The following is a 16,036-nucleotide window of genomic DNA, read 5'->3' as shown; positions in this document are numbered from 1 at the left end:
CCCCCGCGCGCGCGATGGCCCGACGCAGGAAGCAGGCGAAAACGGCTGCCGAACGGGCCTCGGATCCCGATCGCTGGGTTCGGGTGCGGGTGGCCGAGGATCGCGAGGCGCCCGCTCTCCTGCTCGCGCGACTGGCCCGCGACGTGGATGGAGGAGTTCGCGCAGCGGTGGCGTTCAATCCGAGCGCCCCGCCCGAGGCGCTGCTCGGCCTCGCGCAGGACGCCGAGCCGACCGTGCGCGCGCGCCTGGCCGAGAACGGGCGAACCCCGGCGGAGGCCTTCGTCCGACTGGCCGCGGACCCCGTGCGCGAGGTGCGTTCCTGCGTGGCGAAGAACCCCGCCGCTCCCCCCGAGGTGCTCGCCCGTCTCGCGGAGGACGCGTTCTACTACACGCAGGAGATGGTTGGCGCGAATCCGAGCACGCCGCCCGAGACGCTCACGTCCCTGGCGGCTCATCCCGATTGGGGCGTGCGCAGGGGGGTGGCCTCGAATCCGCGAACGCCGCCCGAGGTGCTCGCGCAGCTCGCCGAAGGGGCCGACGAGTGGGTCATGTACTACCTGGCCGCCAATCCCAGCACGCCCGAAGCGGCGCGCCAGAAGGCCGCCGCCTACCCGCTGCCGGAAGGCTACGTTCGTTTCCTCGAGGACTGAGGGTCCGCGGCGGAATGAGCTGAGCGGGTTGTGGTGGTCGAGGCGCGAGCGAGCCGTCGGCCCGCCGGTGTGCTCTCGAGCCTACTTCGCCGAGGCTGTCGTCACGGGGGCGGGACGGCCGAGATTCTCCATCACCGCGTCGTCGAGGTAGAGGAGTTTTTCGAGACCCGCGGGGAGGAAGAGCTCCTTTGCCCGTCGCCCCGGCTTGTAGCTCGCGATCTTGACCCAGTCGCCCCAGTCCCGCGCCCGCACGGTCCCGCCCGAGAAGTAGGTGTCGATGAGGAGCGGTCGGGCCTCGAAGACCACCTCGCCCTTTCGCAGCGAGAGCCGCGTGTCCACTCCCTCGCAGTAGATGGTCTTGAAGTTCAGCAGGCCGTATTCCCCGAAGTGCAGCTTGTCGCGCTCGCGAGGGATCCAGGCGGTGGCGAGGACCCGATCGGGCGCCCCCTGCCGCAGGAGCGCGAAGACCTTCGTGCGCAGCTCAGTCCAACGGGCCGTCGCAGGCTTCGTCCAGTTGCCCGGTTCGAGGACGTCGGTGATGCGCCGGACCGCGTGACTGGAGATCGCCGCGAACTCCCCCCCGTCCCGGTCGAAGTGCTTCGTGCGCAGCAGGTAGCGCCCCTCCTGATAGGCTTCCTTGTCCCAGTAGAAGAGCTGCGGGTCGAAGCGCAGGAAGCTCTTGACCTGGGTACCGGCCCCGAGCTTCCAGAGAAGCGGGAGGTTCAGGCCTCCCACCACCCGGCCATAGACGGCCCGGCCCTTCGGGGCGGCGACGTAGCGGTCGGCCTCGAGGTTCTTCCCGACGGTGAAGCTGAAGCCCTCCGCCCGGACCGACCCCTGGAGGGCGCAGAGCAAACCGAGGCACCACAGCGTGGAGCGCATGGGTCCTGATCTCCTTCGTTGAGCCCAGGCCAAGTGCAAGCGGCCTGCCAGGATTCAGCGGCCATAACCGTTTGTAATGAGACGGATTACTCGGGCGCGGGGTGGATGCTGGCCTGGCCGTGGCGGCCGTACGGGCCCCCGCTACGTCGGCCGCGTGGAGTCCTTGCTCCAGCCGCCGTTGCGCGAGCCGATGATCTTGTAGACGTTCAGCTCCTCCACCTTGCCCTTCACGCGCAGCTTCGGGAGGGCGATCCCCTCGATGCGGTGCTGGACGTGGGCGAAGGTGTTTTCGCTGACGATGATCTCGCCCGCCTTGGCCATCGAGCAGAAGCGCGAGGCCGTGTTCACCGGGTCCCCGATGGCCGTGTACTGCAGGGTCTTGCTCGAGCCGATGGCGCCGTAGACGCAGGGGCCGGTGCAGATGCCGATCCCGACGTGGATCGGCGGCTGGCTCTCCGAGCGCCGAGTGCGGTTGAACTCGTTCAGCGCTTCCTGCATCTCGATGGCGCAATCCACCGCCAGCGACGGCGCGTCGGGGTTCGCGATCGGGACGCCGAAGAGGGCCATGATCTCGTCGCCCACGTACTTGTCGAGGGTCCCCTGGTAGCGGAAGAGCACCTCCACCATCACCTCGAAGTAGTCGTTCAGCATGCTCACGATGTCGTGAGCGTTCGAGTTCTCGGTCATGGCCGTGAAGCCGCGGATGTCGGCGAAGAGGATCGTCACGTCGCGCATCTCGCCGATGCTGTCCAGCTTCAGCCGCCCCTCGATCATCTGCTGGACCATTCCGGGCGAGAAGAAGCGCTGGAACTGGGCCCGCGTGCTGGCCTCCCACTCGATCTTGTGCGCCAGCCGCGCGTTCTGGATCGCTACGGCGGCCTGGTTGCCGATGCTGGTGAAGACCTGCAGGTCCTTGTCGCTGAAGGCGTTGGTGGCGATCTGCGAGTCGAGGTGCATGATGCCGAGGAGCTCCTGCCCGTGCAGAAGCGGCACGCACATGGTCGAGCGGATCCCCTGCATGATGATGCTGTGGGCCCCCGAGAAGCGGCTGTCCACCGTCGCGTCCGACGAGAGCACGGCCTGCTTCTCGCGGATCACCTCGTTGATGATGCTGTTCGACAGGACGATCTGCTCGCCCGAGCCGCCGTGCTTCTGCTTGGCCACGCGCGGCACGGCCTGCCCCGCGTCGTTCATGAGCAGGATCACGCCGCGGTCGGCGGAGAGCAGCTCGAAGGCCTTGTCGAGGATCTTCTCCAAGAGCCGGTCCAGGTCGAGCTCGTTGCCCACCGCGCGGGCCAGCTCGTGCGCGATGCGCAGCCGCTCGTAGTCGCGCCTTAGCGCCTGCTCGTCGAAGAGCTCCCGCTCGGGGCGGAAGTCCGCGTCGGGCCCGGCCGCGATGCGCTGCCGGATGTGGCTCTGCATCGTCCCCGGCGCGATGGTGACCCGTTCGACCACCGGCGCGTGCGCGTCGTCGCGATAGAGGAGGCGCGTGGAGCCGAGCACGATCTCGTCGCCCTCGCGCAGCACCCGCTGGGTGACGCGATCCTGGCCGATGTAGGTCCCGTTCAGGCTTCCCAGGTCCTTCAGCAGGAAGCGCCGGTCGGGCGTCTGGATGATGTGGCAGTGCTCTTTCGAGACGATGCGATCGAGGATCTGGATCGTGTTGTCCGGGTGGCGCCCGATGCTGTTCATCGGCCCCAGCTCGAACTCCTGGGGCTCGTCACCCGATACGAGGATCAGTTTTGCCATGCCGCCCCTGAAACCGTCTGCTGCTTCACAATGCCCGCGCCATGTTACGGCGACGGCCGGGGCAGCGTAAAGGGGATTATGGAGCGGGAGAATCCGCTACAATGGCCGCCCAGTCCGAGGGAGGACGAATGCTGAAGACCAATGAAAGCCCCCGCCGCCCGCGGCCGACGCTCTGGCGCTCGGCCGAGGTGGCCTCCGACGTGGAATCGATCAAGCGTTCGTTCGTACGCAACGTCCAGGCCTATCTCGGCCGCGACGAGATCGCCGCCACCCCGCGCGACCGGTTCCACGCCCTGTGCCTGTCGGTACGCGAGGCGCTCATCACGCGCTGGATCAACACCCAGCAGACCTACTACCAGGCCGACGCGCGCCGCGTGTACTACATCTCGATGGAGTACCTGATGGGGCGGGCGCTGCACAACGCGCTCGTCAACCTCGGGCTGCTCGAGCCCTTCCGCCAGGCCATGGACGAGCTCGGCTACTCGCTCGACGAGCTCGAGGACCTCGAGGCCGAGGCGGGCCTCGGCAACGGCGGCCTCGGGCGCCTCGCGGCCTGCTTCCTCGACTCGCTCGCCACGCTGCAGATCCCCGGCTACGGTTACGGGCTGCGCTACGGCTACGGCATCTTCCGGCAGGAGCTCCGCGACGGTCGACAGGTCGAGGAGCCCGACGACTGGCTCAGGCTGCCGAACCCGTGGGAGATCGCCCGCCCCGAGTACAACGTGCGCATCAGCTTCGGCGGGCGGGTCCAGGTCTACGCTGACGAGCGGGGAAGGCTCAGGCACCGCTGGGTCGACACGCACGACATCCTGGCCACGGCCTACGACACGCCGATCCCCGGCTTTCGCAACAACACGGTGAACACCCTGCGCCTCTGGGAGGCGCGCGGCACGGCGGACTTCGACTTCGAGGACTTCAACGCGGGCGACTACATCCGCGCCGTCGAGCACAAGGTCATGGCCGAGAGCATTACCAAGGTGCTCTACCCGAACGACAACGTCTATTCGGGCAAGGAGCTGCGGCTGCGGCAGCAGTTCTTCCTCGTCTCGGCCACCCTGCAGGACGCGATCCGCCGGCACCTCTCGAACCACGGGACCCTCGACAACCTGGCCGACAAGGTGGTCTTCCAGCTCAACGACACGCATCCCTCGCTCGCGGTGGTGGAGCTGATGCGCCTGCTCCTCGACGTGCACGGCTACGACTGGGAGAAGGCGTGGGAGATCACGACCCACTCGATGGCCTACACGAACCACACGCTCCTCCCCGAGGCGCTGGAGAAGTGGCCGGTGGAGATGATTGCGAGCCTCCTGCCCCGCCACGGCCAGATCCTCGAAGAGGTCAACCATCGCTTCCTCGAGGAGGTGCGGCAGCGCTTCCCGAACGACCCGGAGCTGGTGCGGCACGTCTCCCTCTTCGAGGAGGGGACGCACAAGATGGTGCGCATGGCGAACCTGGCCGTGGTGGGGTCCTTCTCGGTCAACGGCGTGGCGGCGCTGCACACGGAGCTGCTCAAGCACCGCGTGATGCCCGAGTTCCATCGGATCTGGCCGCGCAAGTTCAACAACAAGACCAACGGCGTGACCCCGCGCCGCTGGCTCCTCTCGTGCAACGCGCCGCTCGCGGAGCTCATCACGCGGCGCATCGGAGACGCCTGGCCTACCAAGCTCGACGAGCTCAGCCGGCTGAACGAGGCCACCAATGAGGAGGGGTTCCTGCAGGACCTGTCGCTCGTGAAGCGCGAGGCGAAGGTGCGGCTGTCGAACCACATCGGGCGGCTCTTCGGGCTCAAGCTGGACCCCGACTCGATCTTCGACATTCACGTCAAGCGCATGCACGAGTACAAGCGTCAGCTCCTGAACGCGCTGCACATCATTCACCTCTACCTGCAGGTGAAGCGCAACCCGGGCTATCTGCGCACGCCGCGGACCTTCCTCTTCGGGGGCAAGGCGGCGCCGGGATACGCCATGGCCAAGCTGATCATCAAGCTCATCAACGACATCGCGCAGCGCGTGAACGCCGACCCGCACGTCAGCCAGTGGATCAAGGTCTTCTTCTTCCCCAACTACAGCGTGAGCGCCGCCGAGGCGCTCTTCCCGGCGGCCGACGTCTCGCAGCAGATCTCGACGGCCGGGTTCGAGGCCTCGGGGACGGGGAACATGAAGTTCGCGCTGAACGGGGCGGTGACGCTCGGCACGCTGGATGGAGCGAACGTGGAGATCGCGGAGGCCGTGGGGCCCGAGAGCATCTTCATCTTCGGCCACACCGTCGAGGAGGTGGACCGGCTGCGGCGCGAGGGCTACCAGCCGCGGCGCCTCTACCACGAGAATCCGCACGTCGCCGAGGTGCTGGACCTCCTCGCGGGGGAGTACTTCAACCCGGACCACCCGGGACTCTACCAGCCGATCGTCGAGTCGCTGCTCCACTCCGACTACTACCTGCTCCTCGCGGACTTCGAGACCTATCGGCAGGCGCAGCTCAGGATCGACGAGGCCTACGCCGATTGGACGCGGTGGCACCGTATGTCGCTAAGGAACGTGGCCCAGGTGGGGCAGTTCTCGAGCGACCGTACGATCCGCGAGTACGCGCATGACATCTGGAAGGTGCACGCGTACCCCATCGAGCTGAAGTGATGTCCGGCGAGCTGGAGGCCTTCCGGCGGGAGATCCTCGAGGGGATCCCCGAGACGTTGCCCGAGGCGCCGCCGGGGGGGGCGGGGGTGAGCCACGCGCCGAGCCGCCGGCAGGTCCTCTCCGCGACGGAGCGGCGTTTGGCGCTGAGGAACGCTCTGCGCTACGTGCCGCGGGCGCACCACGCGGCGCTCGCTCCCGAGCTGGCGGAGGAGCTGGCGCGGGAGGGCCGGATCTACCTCCGGCGCTATCGGCCGCACGTCGCGCTGCGGGCGCGGCCCATCGACGATTACCCGGCCCGCTGCGTCGAGGCGGCGGCGATCATGCACATGATCGCGAACAACCTGGACCCGGCCGTGGCGCAGCATCCCGAGGAGCTCATCACCTACGGCGGCAACGGCGCGGTCTTCCAGAACTGGGCCCAGTACCGGCTGACGATGCAGTACCTGGCGCACCTCGAGCGGGACCAGACGCTGGTGCTCTATTCGGGGCATCCGCTCGGCGTCTTTCCGTCGGGGCCGGAGGCGCCACGGGTGGTGGTCACGAACGGGATGGTGGTCCCCGCCTTCGGCTCGCCCGAGGAGTACGAGCGGCTGAACGCGCTCGGCGTGACGCAGTACGGGCAGATGACGGCCGGGAGCTTCATGTACATCGGGCCGCAGGGGATCGTGCACGGCACCACGATCACGCTGCTCAACGCGGGGCGGAGGTATCTCGGCCTCGGCGACGCGGAGGGGCTCGGGGGGCGGCTCTTCGTCAGCTCGGGTCTCGGGGGGATGAGCGGCGCGCAGGGCAAGGCGGCGGTCATCGCCGGGGCGGTGGGGGTCGTCGCGGAGGTGAACCCGCACGCCGCGAAGAAGCGGCACGAGCAGGGCTGGGTCGAGGAGGTGGAGACGGACCTCGACCGGGTGCTCGTGCGCGTGGAGCGCGCGCGTCGGGCGCGGGCGCCGCTTTCGCTGGCCTACCTCGGCAACGTGGTGGACCTCTGGGAGCGGCTCGCGCGCGAAGGGGTGGCGGTGGAGCTCGGCTCGGATCAGACCTCGCTCCACAACCCGTACGGCGGCGGCTACTACCCGGCCGGGCTCTCGTTCGAGGCGGCGCAGGAGCTGATGGTCCGGGACCCGGCGGCGTTCAAGGAGCGGGTGCAGGCCTCGCTCCGCCGGCAGGTCGAGGCGGTGAACGCGCTCGCGTCGCGCGGGATGGCCTTCTGGGACTACGGCAACGCCTTTCTCCTCGAGGCGGGGCGCGCGGGGGCCGAGGTGCTTCGCGCCGACGGGGGCTTTCGCTACCCGTCCTACGTCGAGGACATCATGGGGCCGATTTGCTTCGACTACGGCTTTGGCCCCTTTCGCTGGGTTTGCACGAGCGGCTCGGCGGAGGAGCTGCGGCTGACCGATCGGATCGCGGCGGCGGAGCTCGAGGCGCTCGCGGCCGAGGCGGTGCCGGAGACGCGGCAGCAGCTCCTCGACAACCTGCGCTGGATCCGGCACGCCGAGGAGCACCGGCTGGTGGTGGGCTCGCAGGCGCGCATCCTCTACGCGGACGCGGCGGGGCGCGTGCGCCTCGGGCTGGCCTTCAACCGCGCCCTTCGCGAGGGGCGGATCGCGCGACCAATTGTCCTCGGGCGCGACCATCACGACGTCTCGGGGACGGACTCTCCGTACCGGGAGACGGCGGACCTTCGCGACGGCAGCAACCGGTGCGCCGACATGGCCGTGCACAACGTGATCGGCGACGCCTTCCGCGGGGCCACCTGGGTCTCGCTCCACAACGGCGGCGGGGTGGGTTGGGGGCAGGTGATGAACGGCGGCTTCGGCCTCGTGCTCGACGGGAGCGCGGAGGCGGACGCGCGCGTGCGGAGCATGCTCCACTTCGACGTGAACCACGGTATCGCGCGTCGCGCGTGGGGCGGGAACCGGGGGGCGGTCTCCTCGATCGGGCGCGCGATGACCGAGGAGCCGCGGCTGCGCGTGACGCTCCCCGAGGCGGCCGACGAGGCGCTGGTGGACGCCGCCGTGCGCGCGGCCTACGGAGAGCGTGGATAGCGGGCCAGGGGGCGGTCTAAACGGCCGCTCCGGGGTCGGTGATCGCGGAGCTACTTGCGGCGCAGGATCGCCAGCTCGTGGGTCGCGCCGTTCACGACGTACAGGCCGAGCTTCCCGCCGTCGCTCGTGAGCTGTTTCACGGTGGCCGTGCCGCCGGGCTCCACCACCGAGGTCATGGCGACGCTGACACCGATGCGGTCGCCGATCACGCGCAGGTCGACCGTGCGCACCCCGGCGAAGGAGGAGGCGCTTCCCGTCAGCGTCACCGCGAGCTGCGCGCCGATCCCCTCGGCGTCGCTCGTGGCCTCGTTCAGGATCACGTCGCCGTCGGCGGTGAGCGCGAGCTCCTTGCCCTGACTCAGCGCGGACTTCACCTCGGCGAGGGTGAAGCCCCAGAAACGCTGCTGCTTGGTCGTCGGTTGTAGCTCGCTCACCGCGACCCAGTCGGTGCCCACCGCGAGGGAGCCATGCGTCTGCGACAGGCCGGTGATGAGTCGTCGCGCGGTGTACGAGGTGAGCCAGGCGGCCGGGTCGTGGGTCACGGCGTAGACGGCCGCCCCCTGCTTGGCGGTGTCCACCCCCTTCGCGAGCACGAGCAGCGTCTTGTCGGCGATCCAGACCGCGTCGAAGGCGTCGGGCGCCGTGCGGCCGAAGAGCTGCGTGGAGCCCGTCGCCTTGCTCGCGAGGTCGAGCTGGACCCCCTCCGGATCCTGGACCGTGCCGTAGGCTAAGGCGGCCGTCTCGAGGCCAGAGACGTCGAGAAACGGGCTGGCGCGGTAGGTGAACTGAGGGGAAAGCGCCGTGGCCCAGATGGGATCCTTCGCGCCGAGAGCGCCGCCAGCCAGCAGGCGCGTGCGGTCGAGCGCCAGGGTCATGGGGAGCTTCGTGAGGGTGAAGAGGTAGGGCGCGCGCAGGCCGAGAGCCTCGACCGGACCGGCCAGCTTCACACGTGTATCGACGCAGTAGCCTGGCCCGAGGCGCAACGGGGGCAAGCTGCAGGAATCGATCGATCCGTCGGAGCCTGTCCCGTCGGTGCGCGTTGCATCGCCGGGGCGGGCGTCGGTGGAGGCCTCGCGCCGCCCGCCGTCGATCGCCCCGCCGTCCCGGGTCCAGCTCGCCCCGTCGGGATAGAGGTAGACGTCACGCGTGCCTCCGTCGAGCAGTGGCGGCGCGCTGTTGCAGGCGGCGAGGAGCGCGGCCGCGCCGAGGAGCCGGGGGGCCAGGCGCCAGGGGATCACTCGCTCTCCTTGCCGTCGAAGATCTCCGCGCTCCTCTTGCACCACGCGGTCGGGACGTTGCCGCGCTGCAGGTGCAGGTCCGGCGCGGAGCCGAGCTCGTCGAGGCGCTTCGAGCCGAGAGTGCGGATCGCGGCGAGGGCCACGCCGTTCTTCATGCTCGCGTTCCAGAAGAGGAAGCCCTCGCTCCCGGCGCGGCGGGCGGCGTCGATCTGCTTGAGGATGAACTCGGGGCCGAAGAAGGAGACGCTGGCCGGGTAGGACTGCAGAAAGGGCCTGAGCACGATCCCCTTCGCCTTCTGCCGCGCGCGCCAGAGGCCGCAATGGATCAGGTCGTAGACGCGCTCGGTGACGCGGTTCTCCTTGAAGTAGCTGTTCATGCCGTTGGCGTACATCATCGGCGAGACGGCGTCGGCGTACTTGGCCATGAGCTCGATGGTCTGCCCGAGGCGGCGCGGGTCCCCGTCCACTAGGGTCGTCAGCCCGTAGATGTCCACCGAGAGCGGGATGCGCAGAGCCCGGTCGGCCTGCTCGAGGAAGCTCGCGATGAGGCTCGCGCGGTCGCGCCCGTCCTGGTGCAGCCAGACGCCGAGGGTGCCGGCCTTGCCCTTCGGGAAGCGGACGTAGTCGAACTGCACCTCGTCGAAGCCGAAGCTCTCGGCCTCGAGCGCGATGCCGACGACGTAGTCGCGCACCTCGGCCGAGTAGGCGTCGATCCAGCCCGCTCCGGCGGAGAAGAGCCGCCGCGCCCCCTGCCCGATCCGCACCGAGAGGTCCGGGCGCACGACGGGCAGGCGGCTGTCCTTGAAGCAGACGATGCGCGCGATGACGTAGATCCCCTCGTCGTGGAAGGCCTTGACCAGCGCGGCGGGGTCCTTGATCAGCGGATAGCGCACCCCCTCGCTCTGCGGCAGGCGGCTCGGGTAGAGCAGGTGGCCGAAGTCGTCCTTGAGGTCGAGAACCACCGCGTTCAGATGGGCGCGCTTCAACATGCGGGCCGTGGTGCGCGCGCCGAACTTCTTCACCCAGGTGGGGGTGAGGTAGAAGCCCCGCGCGCGTTTCCCGGCGGCGGGCATCGTGTCGGAGAGGCCGTGGTCCGGCAGCTTTCGGGGCTGGTAGGGGCGCACGGCGGGGGCGTATCGCTTGCGCTTGGCCTCGGGAGGGAGACCCAAGGGGCCGACGTCGGCGAGCTTCGCGGGCGCGCGTCCCGCGTGGAGGAAGATGACGAATGCAAGCGCGCACTTGACCGGGCGCAAGAGCGCGAGACGGAGGGGCCGTCGAGCCGCCGGGAGCCGATGCATGGCAGACAGGTATCGTTTTTTCGCGGTGAAGGCAACGGTTGGCGACGGCGATGCGAATGGGTAGGATGGTGGGCGTCGACGAGGCGTCGACGGGGAGCCCATCGAGGGCTCGCAGCCTGCTGGAGGATGCGATGATTCGACTCTATTCGGCGGATGGTGGCGACACCATCGGCGAGATCTCCGAGGAGCAGCTCCAGTTCCTGAAGGACAACCTCGAGGAGGAGAGCGAGGAGGATCGGGAGTACTACCTCACCGCCGACACCCTGGACGTGTTCGAGGAGGAGGGGTGCCCGCCCGCCCTGCTGAAGCTGTTGCGCGAGGCCCTCGGGGACGGGGAAGGGCTCGAGGTGGGCTGGGAAGAGGAATAGCGTCGCGCGCGGTCATTCTCCCGCCCGCTTCTTTCCGTCGCGTAGGTCCCCGATCAGGTGCAGCGCGAAGGCCGCGAGGGCTGCCCAGAGTAGGCCCCTCGCGAGCGCCGGTTCCTTTCCCGCAACGAGCAACGCGACTCCGCTGCCGAGCAGCGCCGTGCTGACGATCGCGGCGCGCAGGCGGCGGCCGAGACGCTCGGTGGCGCGTGCGGCGGCCGGGTCCACGGTGCGCACGCGAAGCCGACCGTGGCGCAGGTCCTCGAGCAGTTCGTGGAGCTGCATCGGCAGGTCGCGGGCGAGGGTGCCGAGGCGGCCGGCGCCGCGGCCGAGCTCGCCCACGAGGCGCATCGGGTGGTAGCGCTGCCAGACGATGCGCGCGAGGTGCGGTCTCGCGACGCCGAACAGGTCGAGCTCGGGGTAGAGCTGCTTCCCCACCCCCTCCACGGTGAGGATGGCGCGGGTCATCATGGTGAGCTCGGTCGGGATCTCGAGGTCGAACTTCATCGCGCCGACGATCAGGTCGCGGAGCAGCGCCGAGCCCTCCATCTCCTTCAGCGGACGGCCGAGGTGCTTGCGAGACACGTTGCGCACGTGCTGGCGGAAGGGCTCGAGCTCCACCTTGCGTCCGGGGCGCGCGAGCGAGAGGAGCGCGTCGGCGATCGCCTCGGCGTCATTGCGGGCCGCGGCGATGATCAGGTCCACGGTGCCGTCGCGGAGCTGCGGGGGGAGAAAGCCGACGGAGCCGAGGTCGAGCAGGCCGAAGACGAGCGGCTGTGCGGGCGCGTAGCCACCGTCCGCCGGGCGCGGCAGGACGAGCACGTTGCCCGGGTGCGGGTCCGCGTGAAAGAACCCGTCCTCGAAGAGCATCTTGAGCAGCACCCGCACGGCGGTCTCGGCCACCCACTGCGCACTCGCGCCGGCCTCGACGGCCTTGTCCACCTTGAGCCCGTCGAGGAACTCCATCGTCAAGACGCGCCGCGAGGAGACCTGCCGGTAGATGCGCGGGAAGCGCACCGCCGGGTCGCCCTCGAAGTTGCGCGCGAACTGCTCGGCGTTGTGGGCTTCGATGGTGAAGTCGAGCTCGGCGGTGATCGTGCGGTCGAACTCCTCGGCCAGGCCCACCGGCGAATAGACGCGTGTGGCGGGGAGCGTTCGCTCGAGGGTGCGCGCGAGGAGGTGCAGGAGCTCGAGGTCGCGCTGCACGGTGACGGCGATCCCGGGGCGCTGGACCTTCACGGCCACGAGTCGCGGCTCCGGCTCGTCAGGGAGGCGCAGCGTCGCGCGGTGCACCTGGGCCACCGAGGCGCAGGCGAGCGGGGTCGCGTCGAAGGTGACGAAGAGCTCTTCGATCGGCGCGCCGAGGGCCTCTTGCACCTGTTCGCGCACGGCAGCCTCGGGGATCGGCGGGACGGCGTCCTGCAGCCGCGAGAGCTCGGCGACGACGTCCTCGGGGAGGAGGTCCGAGCGCGTGGAGAGGAGCTGGCCGAGCTTGATGAAGGTCGGTCCGAGCTCCTGAAAGACGAGGCGCAGCCGCTCGCCGAGAAGCGGGCGGGGGAGCGGCGTGCCGTCCTCGGCCTTGCCCTCCTTGCCGAGGCCGAGGCGCGTCGCGAGCTCGCCGAAGCCGTGGCGCGCGAGCACCTGGGTGATCTGCCGCAGGCGGTCCAGGTCGCGAACGGTGCCGAGGAGGGACATGCGGCCGGCAGAATACTGACCCGCTTGTGGCCGGTCAACGAAGGTAGGTAGAGTGGCGCCGTGCCGCTCGTCGAGATCAACGGCCGAAGGTTGTGCTACCGCGTCCGGGGCGAAGGGCGACCGGCGGTGCTCTTGCTCCACGGGGCGGGGGCCTCTTCGCTGCACTTCCTCGAGCTGGCGAACCGGCTCGGTCGCGGGCGGCGCGTGGTGGCGCTCGACCTACCGGGACACGGGCGGAGTCCCGCGCTCACGCCCCTGCCGAGGCCCGAGAGCTTGCTCGGCGCGTATCGGGACGCGGCGCTCGCGCTGGCCGAGCGGCTCGGTCTCGGGCGGTACGTCGTGCTCGGGCACTCGATGGGGGGGGCGGTGGCGCTGGAGCTGGCGCTCGGGCATCCGGAGCGGCTCGCGGGACTGGTGCTGCTCTCGAGCGCGGCGCGCCTCGGCCTGGATCCCGAGCTCGGCCCCCGGCTAGGGCGGCCCGAGGCGGTGACCGCGTGGCTCGCGGCGCGAGGCTATTCCCCGACGGCGAGCGCCAGGCAGGTGGAGCTCTGGGCCGCGCGCCACGTCCAGTGCGGGCCGGCGCTGTTGCGGGCGGACTTCCTCGCCTGCGACGCGGCGGACCTGACGGCGCAGCTTCCGGAGGTGAAGGTCCCGACGCTCGTCGTGGGAGGGGCCGACGACCGGATCACGCCGCCCGAGCTGCAGGAGCGGCTCGCGAGGGCGATCCCGCGCGCGCGCCTCGAGCTCCTCGCGCGGACCGGGCACTTCGCCTACTGGGAGCGGCCGGAGGCGCTCGCGGCGGTCGTTTCCGCGGCGTCGTTCTCGGCGTAGGGCGCGGAGCTAAGGGCCCTTCCCCTCGTCGTCGTCCGGTGCCTTCTTCCGTCCGAGGAGCGGGATGAAGAGGTGCGGTACGTGGGGGATCACGTGCAGGAGGAGCCCCGCGAGATGCGGCGCGAGCGCGGCCACGATGGCGCTCGTCTTCGTGCCCGCCTTCCCGCTGCGCGCGACGAGGCGCCCGACGCGTTTCCAGCGGGGGCGCTTCGTGCGCTTCGGGGCGGCGGTTCGCTCCGGCTCGTCGGTCATGGGGCGACGCTACGTGATTTGCGCGCCGAGGGGTAGTAGAGATGGAGGCGTCACTCCGTCTCCACCGCGTAGTCAAGCGCGCCGAAGTTCTTCACCGGCTCGCTCGACGGGCCGTCCGCGTCCACGTCGAAGACCTTGGTGGCGTAGCCGGCCTTGCTCTCCTCCTGCCACCGGAAGGACTCGAAGATCTTGTAGACGATCGTGGCGCGGTGGTCCTTGGTGGCGCTCGGGGAGAGGACGAGGGGCTTCGGGAAGGCGAAGGTGAGGTAGGTCTTGCCGCCGCTCTGCGAGACCTGGCCGCCGCCCGTCGAGGGGAGGGCGGGCAGCGAGCCCTTCAGGCTCCGCTCCACGGTGGCCACCTTGAAGGTGTACTCGGCCTCGCCCTGCTTGTAGCTCTTGCCGTCGAGGCTGGTGTCGCTGAGCGCTCCTCGCAGGGTGAGCTCCCCGGGGATGGTCATCCCCTGGGCGTGCACGGTGGCGTCCACGGTGGCTTTGCCCCAGGCGAGCACGATGCGTCCGTGGGTGTAGCTCCCCGCGGGGAGCTGCTTAAGCGGCGCCTCCCCCGCGAGGGTGGTGCCCTTCAGGTCCACGCGTCGCGGCGTCGCCCCGTGATCGAAGACCAGGACCGGGCTCGGGTCGGTCGCCGAGCGCAGCACCTCGAACCGGGTCAGGCCCATCTCGTAGGTTTTGGGCGTCTGCCCCGACAGCCCGTCGTTAAGCTGCATGGGCGTCAGATCCCCCTTCACGTAGATCCGGAGCATCGCGCCCCCGCCAGCCTCCGAGGCGCCGCCGTCGCCGCCCGCGCGGCCGTCCGGGGTGACGCCGCCTCCGTCGGTGCGCGCTCCGTCAGGCGCGTTGCCACCCGCGTCCGTCGTCGCGGGGGTGGTGGAGCTCGTGCACCCCACGAGCAGCGAGGTGAAGGCGAGAGTGGACAGCGAGTATCGACGTCGCGACATGGGTCTGCTCCATCAAGCCAAGTTAGGAAGCGGACGATAGCGACAGAAGGGAGGGCGGGGCGGTGATCCGCCGCACGCGGGCAGGCTGGACGCTACGTCTGGTCCTTGCAGCGACCGGAGCTGGCCTCGCAGCTCCCGCTCTTCGGCTGCGGGCAGACCACCGCGGGGCAGCCGGCCACCTTGCACTTGTGGCCGTCCCAGAGGGCCTTGATCTTGGCGAGCACCGCCGTGGCGTCGCCGTGGATATACGTCGGACAGCCGCAGCGGAGCTTGTCGAGCTCGACGCGTACGGTGCACTGCACGCCGGGAGCCGAGGGAGAGCACTTCTTTGCGTTCTCGACCTGCTTCTCGTAGGCCGTGGCGAACGAGTCGCAGATCGCCTGCATCGCGCCGTCCTTTCCCGAGGAGAGCCCGTCGGGCATCACGATGCCCAGGTCCACCACGGAGGTGGAGTCCTTGAAGTGCAGGTCCGAGCGCTTGATGTCCTGCTGCGCGCTGGCGTCCTTCGCCGGGCCGTCGGCAGCCGCGCTGTCCGCCGCGGCGCCATCCCGCGTGGTGCCGGTGTCCGGCGTGCTGCTGTTGCTCGAGCAGGCTGCGAGCGCGAGGGCGAGCCCGCCGCCGAGAAGTGTGACTCTTCGAAAAGTGAGCATGGATTCCTCCGCTGATACGTCGTGCGGAGCCCTCCATAGCACGGTCGCTCGCAAGCCACCAGATGGTGGCAGTCGTGGGGTGTGATCGCGGGCGGCGGTGGGCGCACACGGAGGGCGGGGGGGGACCGGTGCGGCGGGGAGGTCTTCTGTTCGTGCAAGAGCCTCTCTTGACGTAGAACCAGCGTTCTGCTAATATTAGCCTTATTCATGCTGGCACGCAAACGCAAATCCCCCTCGGGCGATGACCGGTCTTCGGGCACCCGTGCGCCGGCGGGTTCTGCGAAGCAGCTTCCACTGCCTATGCGCGAGGCGACGGGGTGGGGTGGAAAGCGGAATGGCGCGGGGCGGAAGAAACAGCCGGGAAGCGGACTGCCGCATCGCGCACGGCCACTCCTGGCCAGCCGATTCCCCGTGCACGTCACGATGAAGGTGGTGGAGGGGCTACCGAACCTGCGGAGCAAAAAGCAGCTTCGCGCGATCGAGACGGCGTTCGTCAAGTCGGCGGGGCGGTTTGGCCTGAACCTCGCCCACTACTCGATCCAGAAGAACCACCTGCACCTCGTGACCGAAGCAAAGGACCGGGAGGTGCTGATGCGAGGCCTGCGCGCGCTGGCGATCCGGCTCGCGCACACGCTGAATAAGACCGTGGGCCGCAAGGGGCGCGTCTTTCAGGACCGCTACCATCAGCACATCCTGCGCACACCGAGTGAGGTGCGCGCAGCCCTCGCCTACGTACTGAAGAACGCTTCACACTGCACCTCCTCGCTATTTGGGCGGAATCGTAAGGGTCAGCTGCTC

At 69.6% G+C, this 16,036-nt stretch carries 14 protein-coding genes; 6 read left to right on the top strand and 8 right to left on the bottom strand.

What is annotated here, in order from left to right; genetic code table 11:
• Positions 1–14: 14 nt before the first annotated feature.
• A complete protein-coding gene (locus IT371_10235; GenBank protein MCC6748026.1) occupies positions 15–650 on the top strand; it encodes a hypothetical protein in 636 nt (211 codons plus the stop codon).
• An 81-nt stretch (positions 651–731) separates the two neighbouring features.
• Here the strand turns inward: IT371_10235 and IT371_10230 are convergent, their stop codons facing one another.
• Together IT371_10230 and IT371_10225 are read right to left on the bottom strand one after the other, a co-directional pair.
• On the bottom strand, positions 732–1,532 hold the full coding sequence (locus tag IT371_10230; protein MCC6748025.1) for a hypothetical protein: 801 nt from the start codon (positions 1,530–1,532) through the stop codon (positions 732–734).
• A 141-nt stretch (positions 1,533–1,673) separates the two neighbouring features.
• Positions 1,674–3,281: a GAF domain-containing protein gene (locus IT371_10225; GenBank protein MCC6748024.1), complete on the bottom strand. Its 1,608-nt coding sequence runs from the start codon at positions 3,279–3,281 to the stop codon at positions 1,674–1,676.
• A 128-nt stretch (positions 3,282–3,409) separates the two neighbouring features.
• Between IT371_10225 and IT371_10220 the strand changes: the two genes are divergently transcribed.
• Together IT371_10220 and IT371_10215 are read left to right on the top strand one after the other, a co-directional pair.
• Positions 3,410–5,911 carry a glycogen/starch/alpha-glucan phosphorylase gene (locus tag IT371_10220; GenBank protein MCC6748023.1) on the top strand — a complete coding sequence of 834 codons (2,502 nt, stop codon included), beginning with the start codon at positions 3,410–3,412 and terminating at the stop codon, positions 5,909–5,911.
• Positions 5,911–7,953, top strand: a complete 2,043-nt coding sequence (locus IT371_10215) for a urocanate hydratase (GenBank protein ID MCC6748022.1) — start codon at positions 5,911–5,913, stop codon at positions 7,951–7,953. The genes IT371_10220 and IT371_10215 overlap by 1 nt, the downstream gene beginning before the upstream one ends.
• Before the next feature lie 50 nt (positions 7,954–8,003).
• Here the strand turns inward: IT371_10215 and IT371_10210 are convergent, their stop codons facing one another.
• Together IT371_10210 and IT371_10205 are read right to left on the bottom strand one after the other, a co-directional pair.
• A complete protein-coding gene (locus IT371_10210; GenBank protein ID MCC6748021.1) occupies positions 8,004–9,191 on the bottom strand; it encodes a hypothetical protein in 1,188 nt (395 codons plus the stop codon).
• On the bottom strand, positions 9,188–10,489 hold the full coding sequence (locus IT371_10205) for a hypothetical protein (protein ID MCC6748020.1): 1,302 nt from the start codon (positions 10,487–10,489) through the stop codon (positions 9,188–9,190). Before IT371_10205 ends, IT371_10210 begins: the two co-directional genes overlap by 4 nt.
• Positions 10,490–10,620: 131 nt before the next feature.
• On the opposite strand from IT371_10205, the gene IT371_10200 reads away from it, so the two are divergent.
• Positions 10,621–10,857, top strand: a complete 237-nt coding sequence (locus IT371_10200; protein MCC6748019.1) for a galactosyldiacylglycerol synthase — start codon at positions 10,621–10,623, stop codon at positions 10,855–10,857.
• 12 nt (positions 10,858–10,869) lie between these two features.
• On the opposite strand, the gene IT371_10195 is transcribed toward IT371_10200, so the two are convergent.
• Positions 10,870–12,549 (bottom strand): AarF/ABC1/UbiB kinase family protein, encoded by a 1,680-nt coding sequence (locus IT371_10195; GenBank protein ID MCC6748018.1) that lies wholly within the window; start codon positions 12,547–12,549, stop codon positions 10,870–10,872.
• A gap of 60 nt (positions 12,550–12,609) precedes the next feature.
• On the opposite strand from IT371_10195, the gene IT371_10190 reads away from it, so the two are divergent.
• Positions 12,610–13,380, top strand: coding sequence for an alpha/beta fold hydrolase (locus IT371_10190; GenBank protein ID MCC6748017.1), 771 nt, complete (start codon positions 12,610–12,612; stop codon positions 13,378–13,380).
• 9 nt (positions 13,381–13,389) lie between these two features.
• Here IT371_10190 and IT371_10185 read toward each other — a convergent pair whose 3' ends face one another.
• From IT371_10185 to IT371_10175, 3 genes are all read right to left on the bottom strand, one after another.
• Positions 13,390–13,632 carry a hypothetical protein gene (locus tag IT371_10185; protein MCC6748016.1) on the bottom strand — a complete coding sequence of 81 codons (243 nt, stop codon included), beginning with the start codon at positions 13,630–13,632 and terminating at the stop codon, positions 13,390–13,392.
• Positions 13,633–13,682: 50 nt separating this feature from the next.
• Positions 13,683–14,588 carry a hypothetical protein gene (locus IT371_10180; protein MCC6748015.1) on the bottom strand — a complete coding sequence of 302 codons (906 nt, stop codon included), beginning with the start codon at positions 14,586–14,588 and terminating at the stop codon, positions 13,683–13,685.
• Positions 14,589–14,680: 92 nt separating this feature from the next.
• Positions 14,681–15,238 carry a hypothetical protein gene (locus IT371_10175; protein MCC6748014.1) on the bottom strand — a complete coding sequence of 186 codons (558 nt, stop codon included), beginning with the start codon at positions 15,236–15,238 and terminating at the stop codon, positions 14,681–14,683.
• A 411-nt stretch (positions 15,239–15,649) separates the two neighbouring features.
• Between IT371_10175 and IT371_10170 the strand changes: the two genes are divergently transcribed.
• Positions 15,650–16,036: hypothetical protein (locus IT371_10170; protein MCC6748013.1), on the top strand; the 387-nt coding region annotated here is incomplete at its 3' end.

Source organism: Deltaproteobacteria bacterium, assembly GCA_020848905.1.
In the GTDB taxonomy this organism is placed as follows: domain Bacteria; phylum Myxococcota_A; class Polyangia.
Note: the sequence above shows the minus strand (reverse complement) of the source record. Positions and strands in the feature narration are given on the sequence as shown.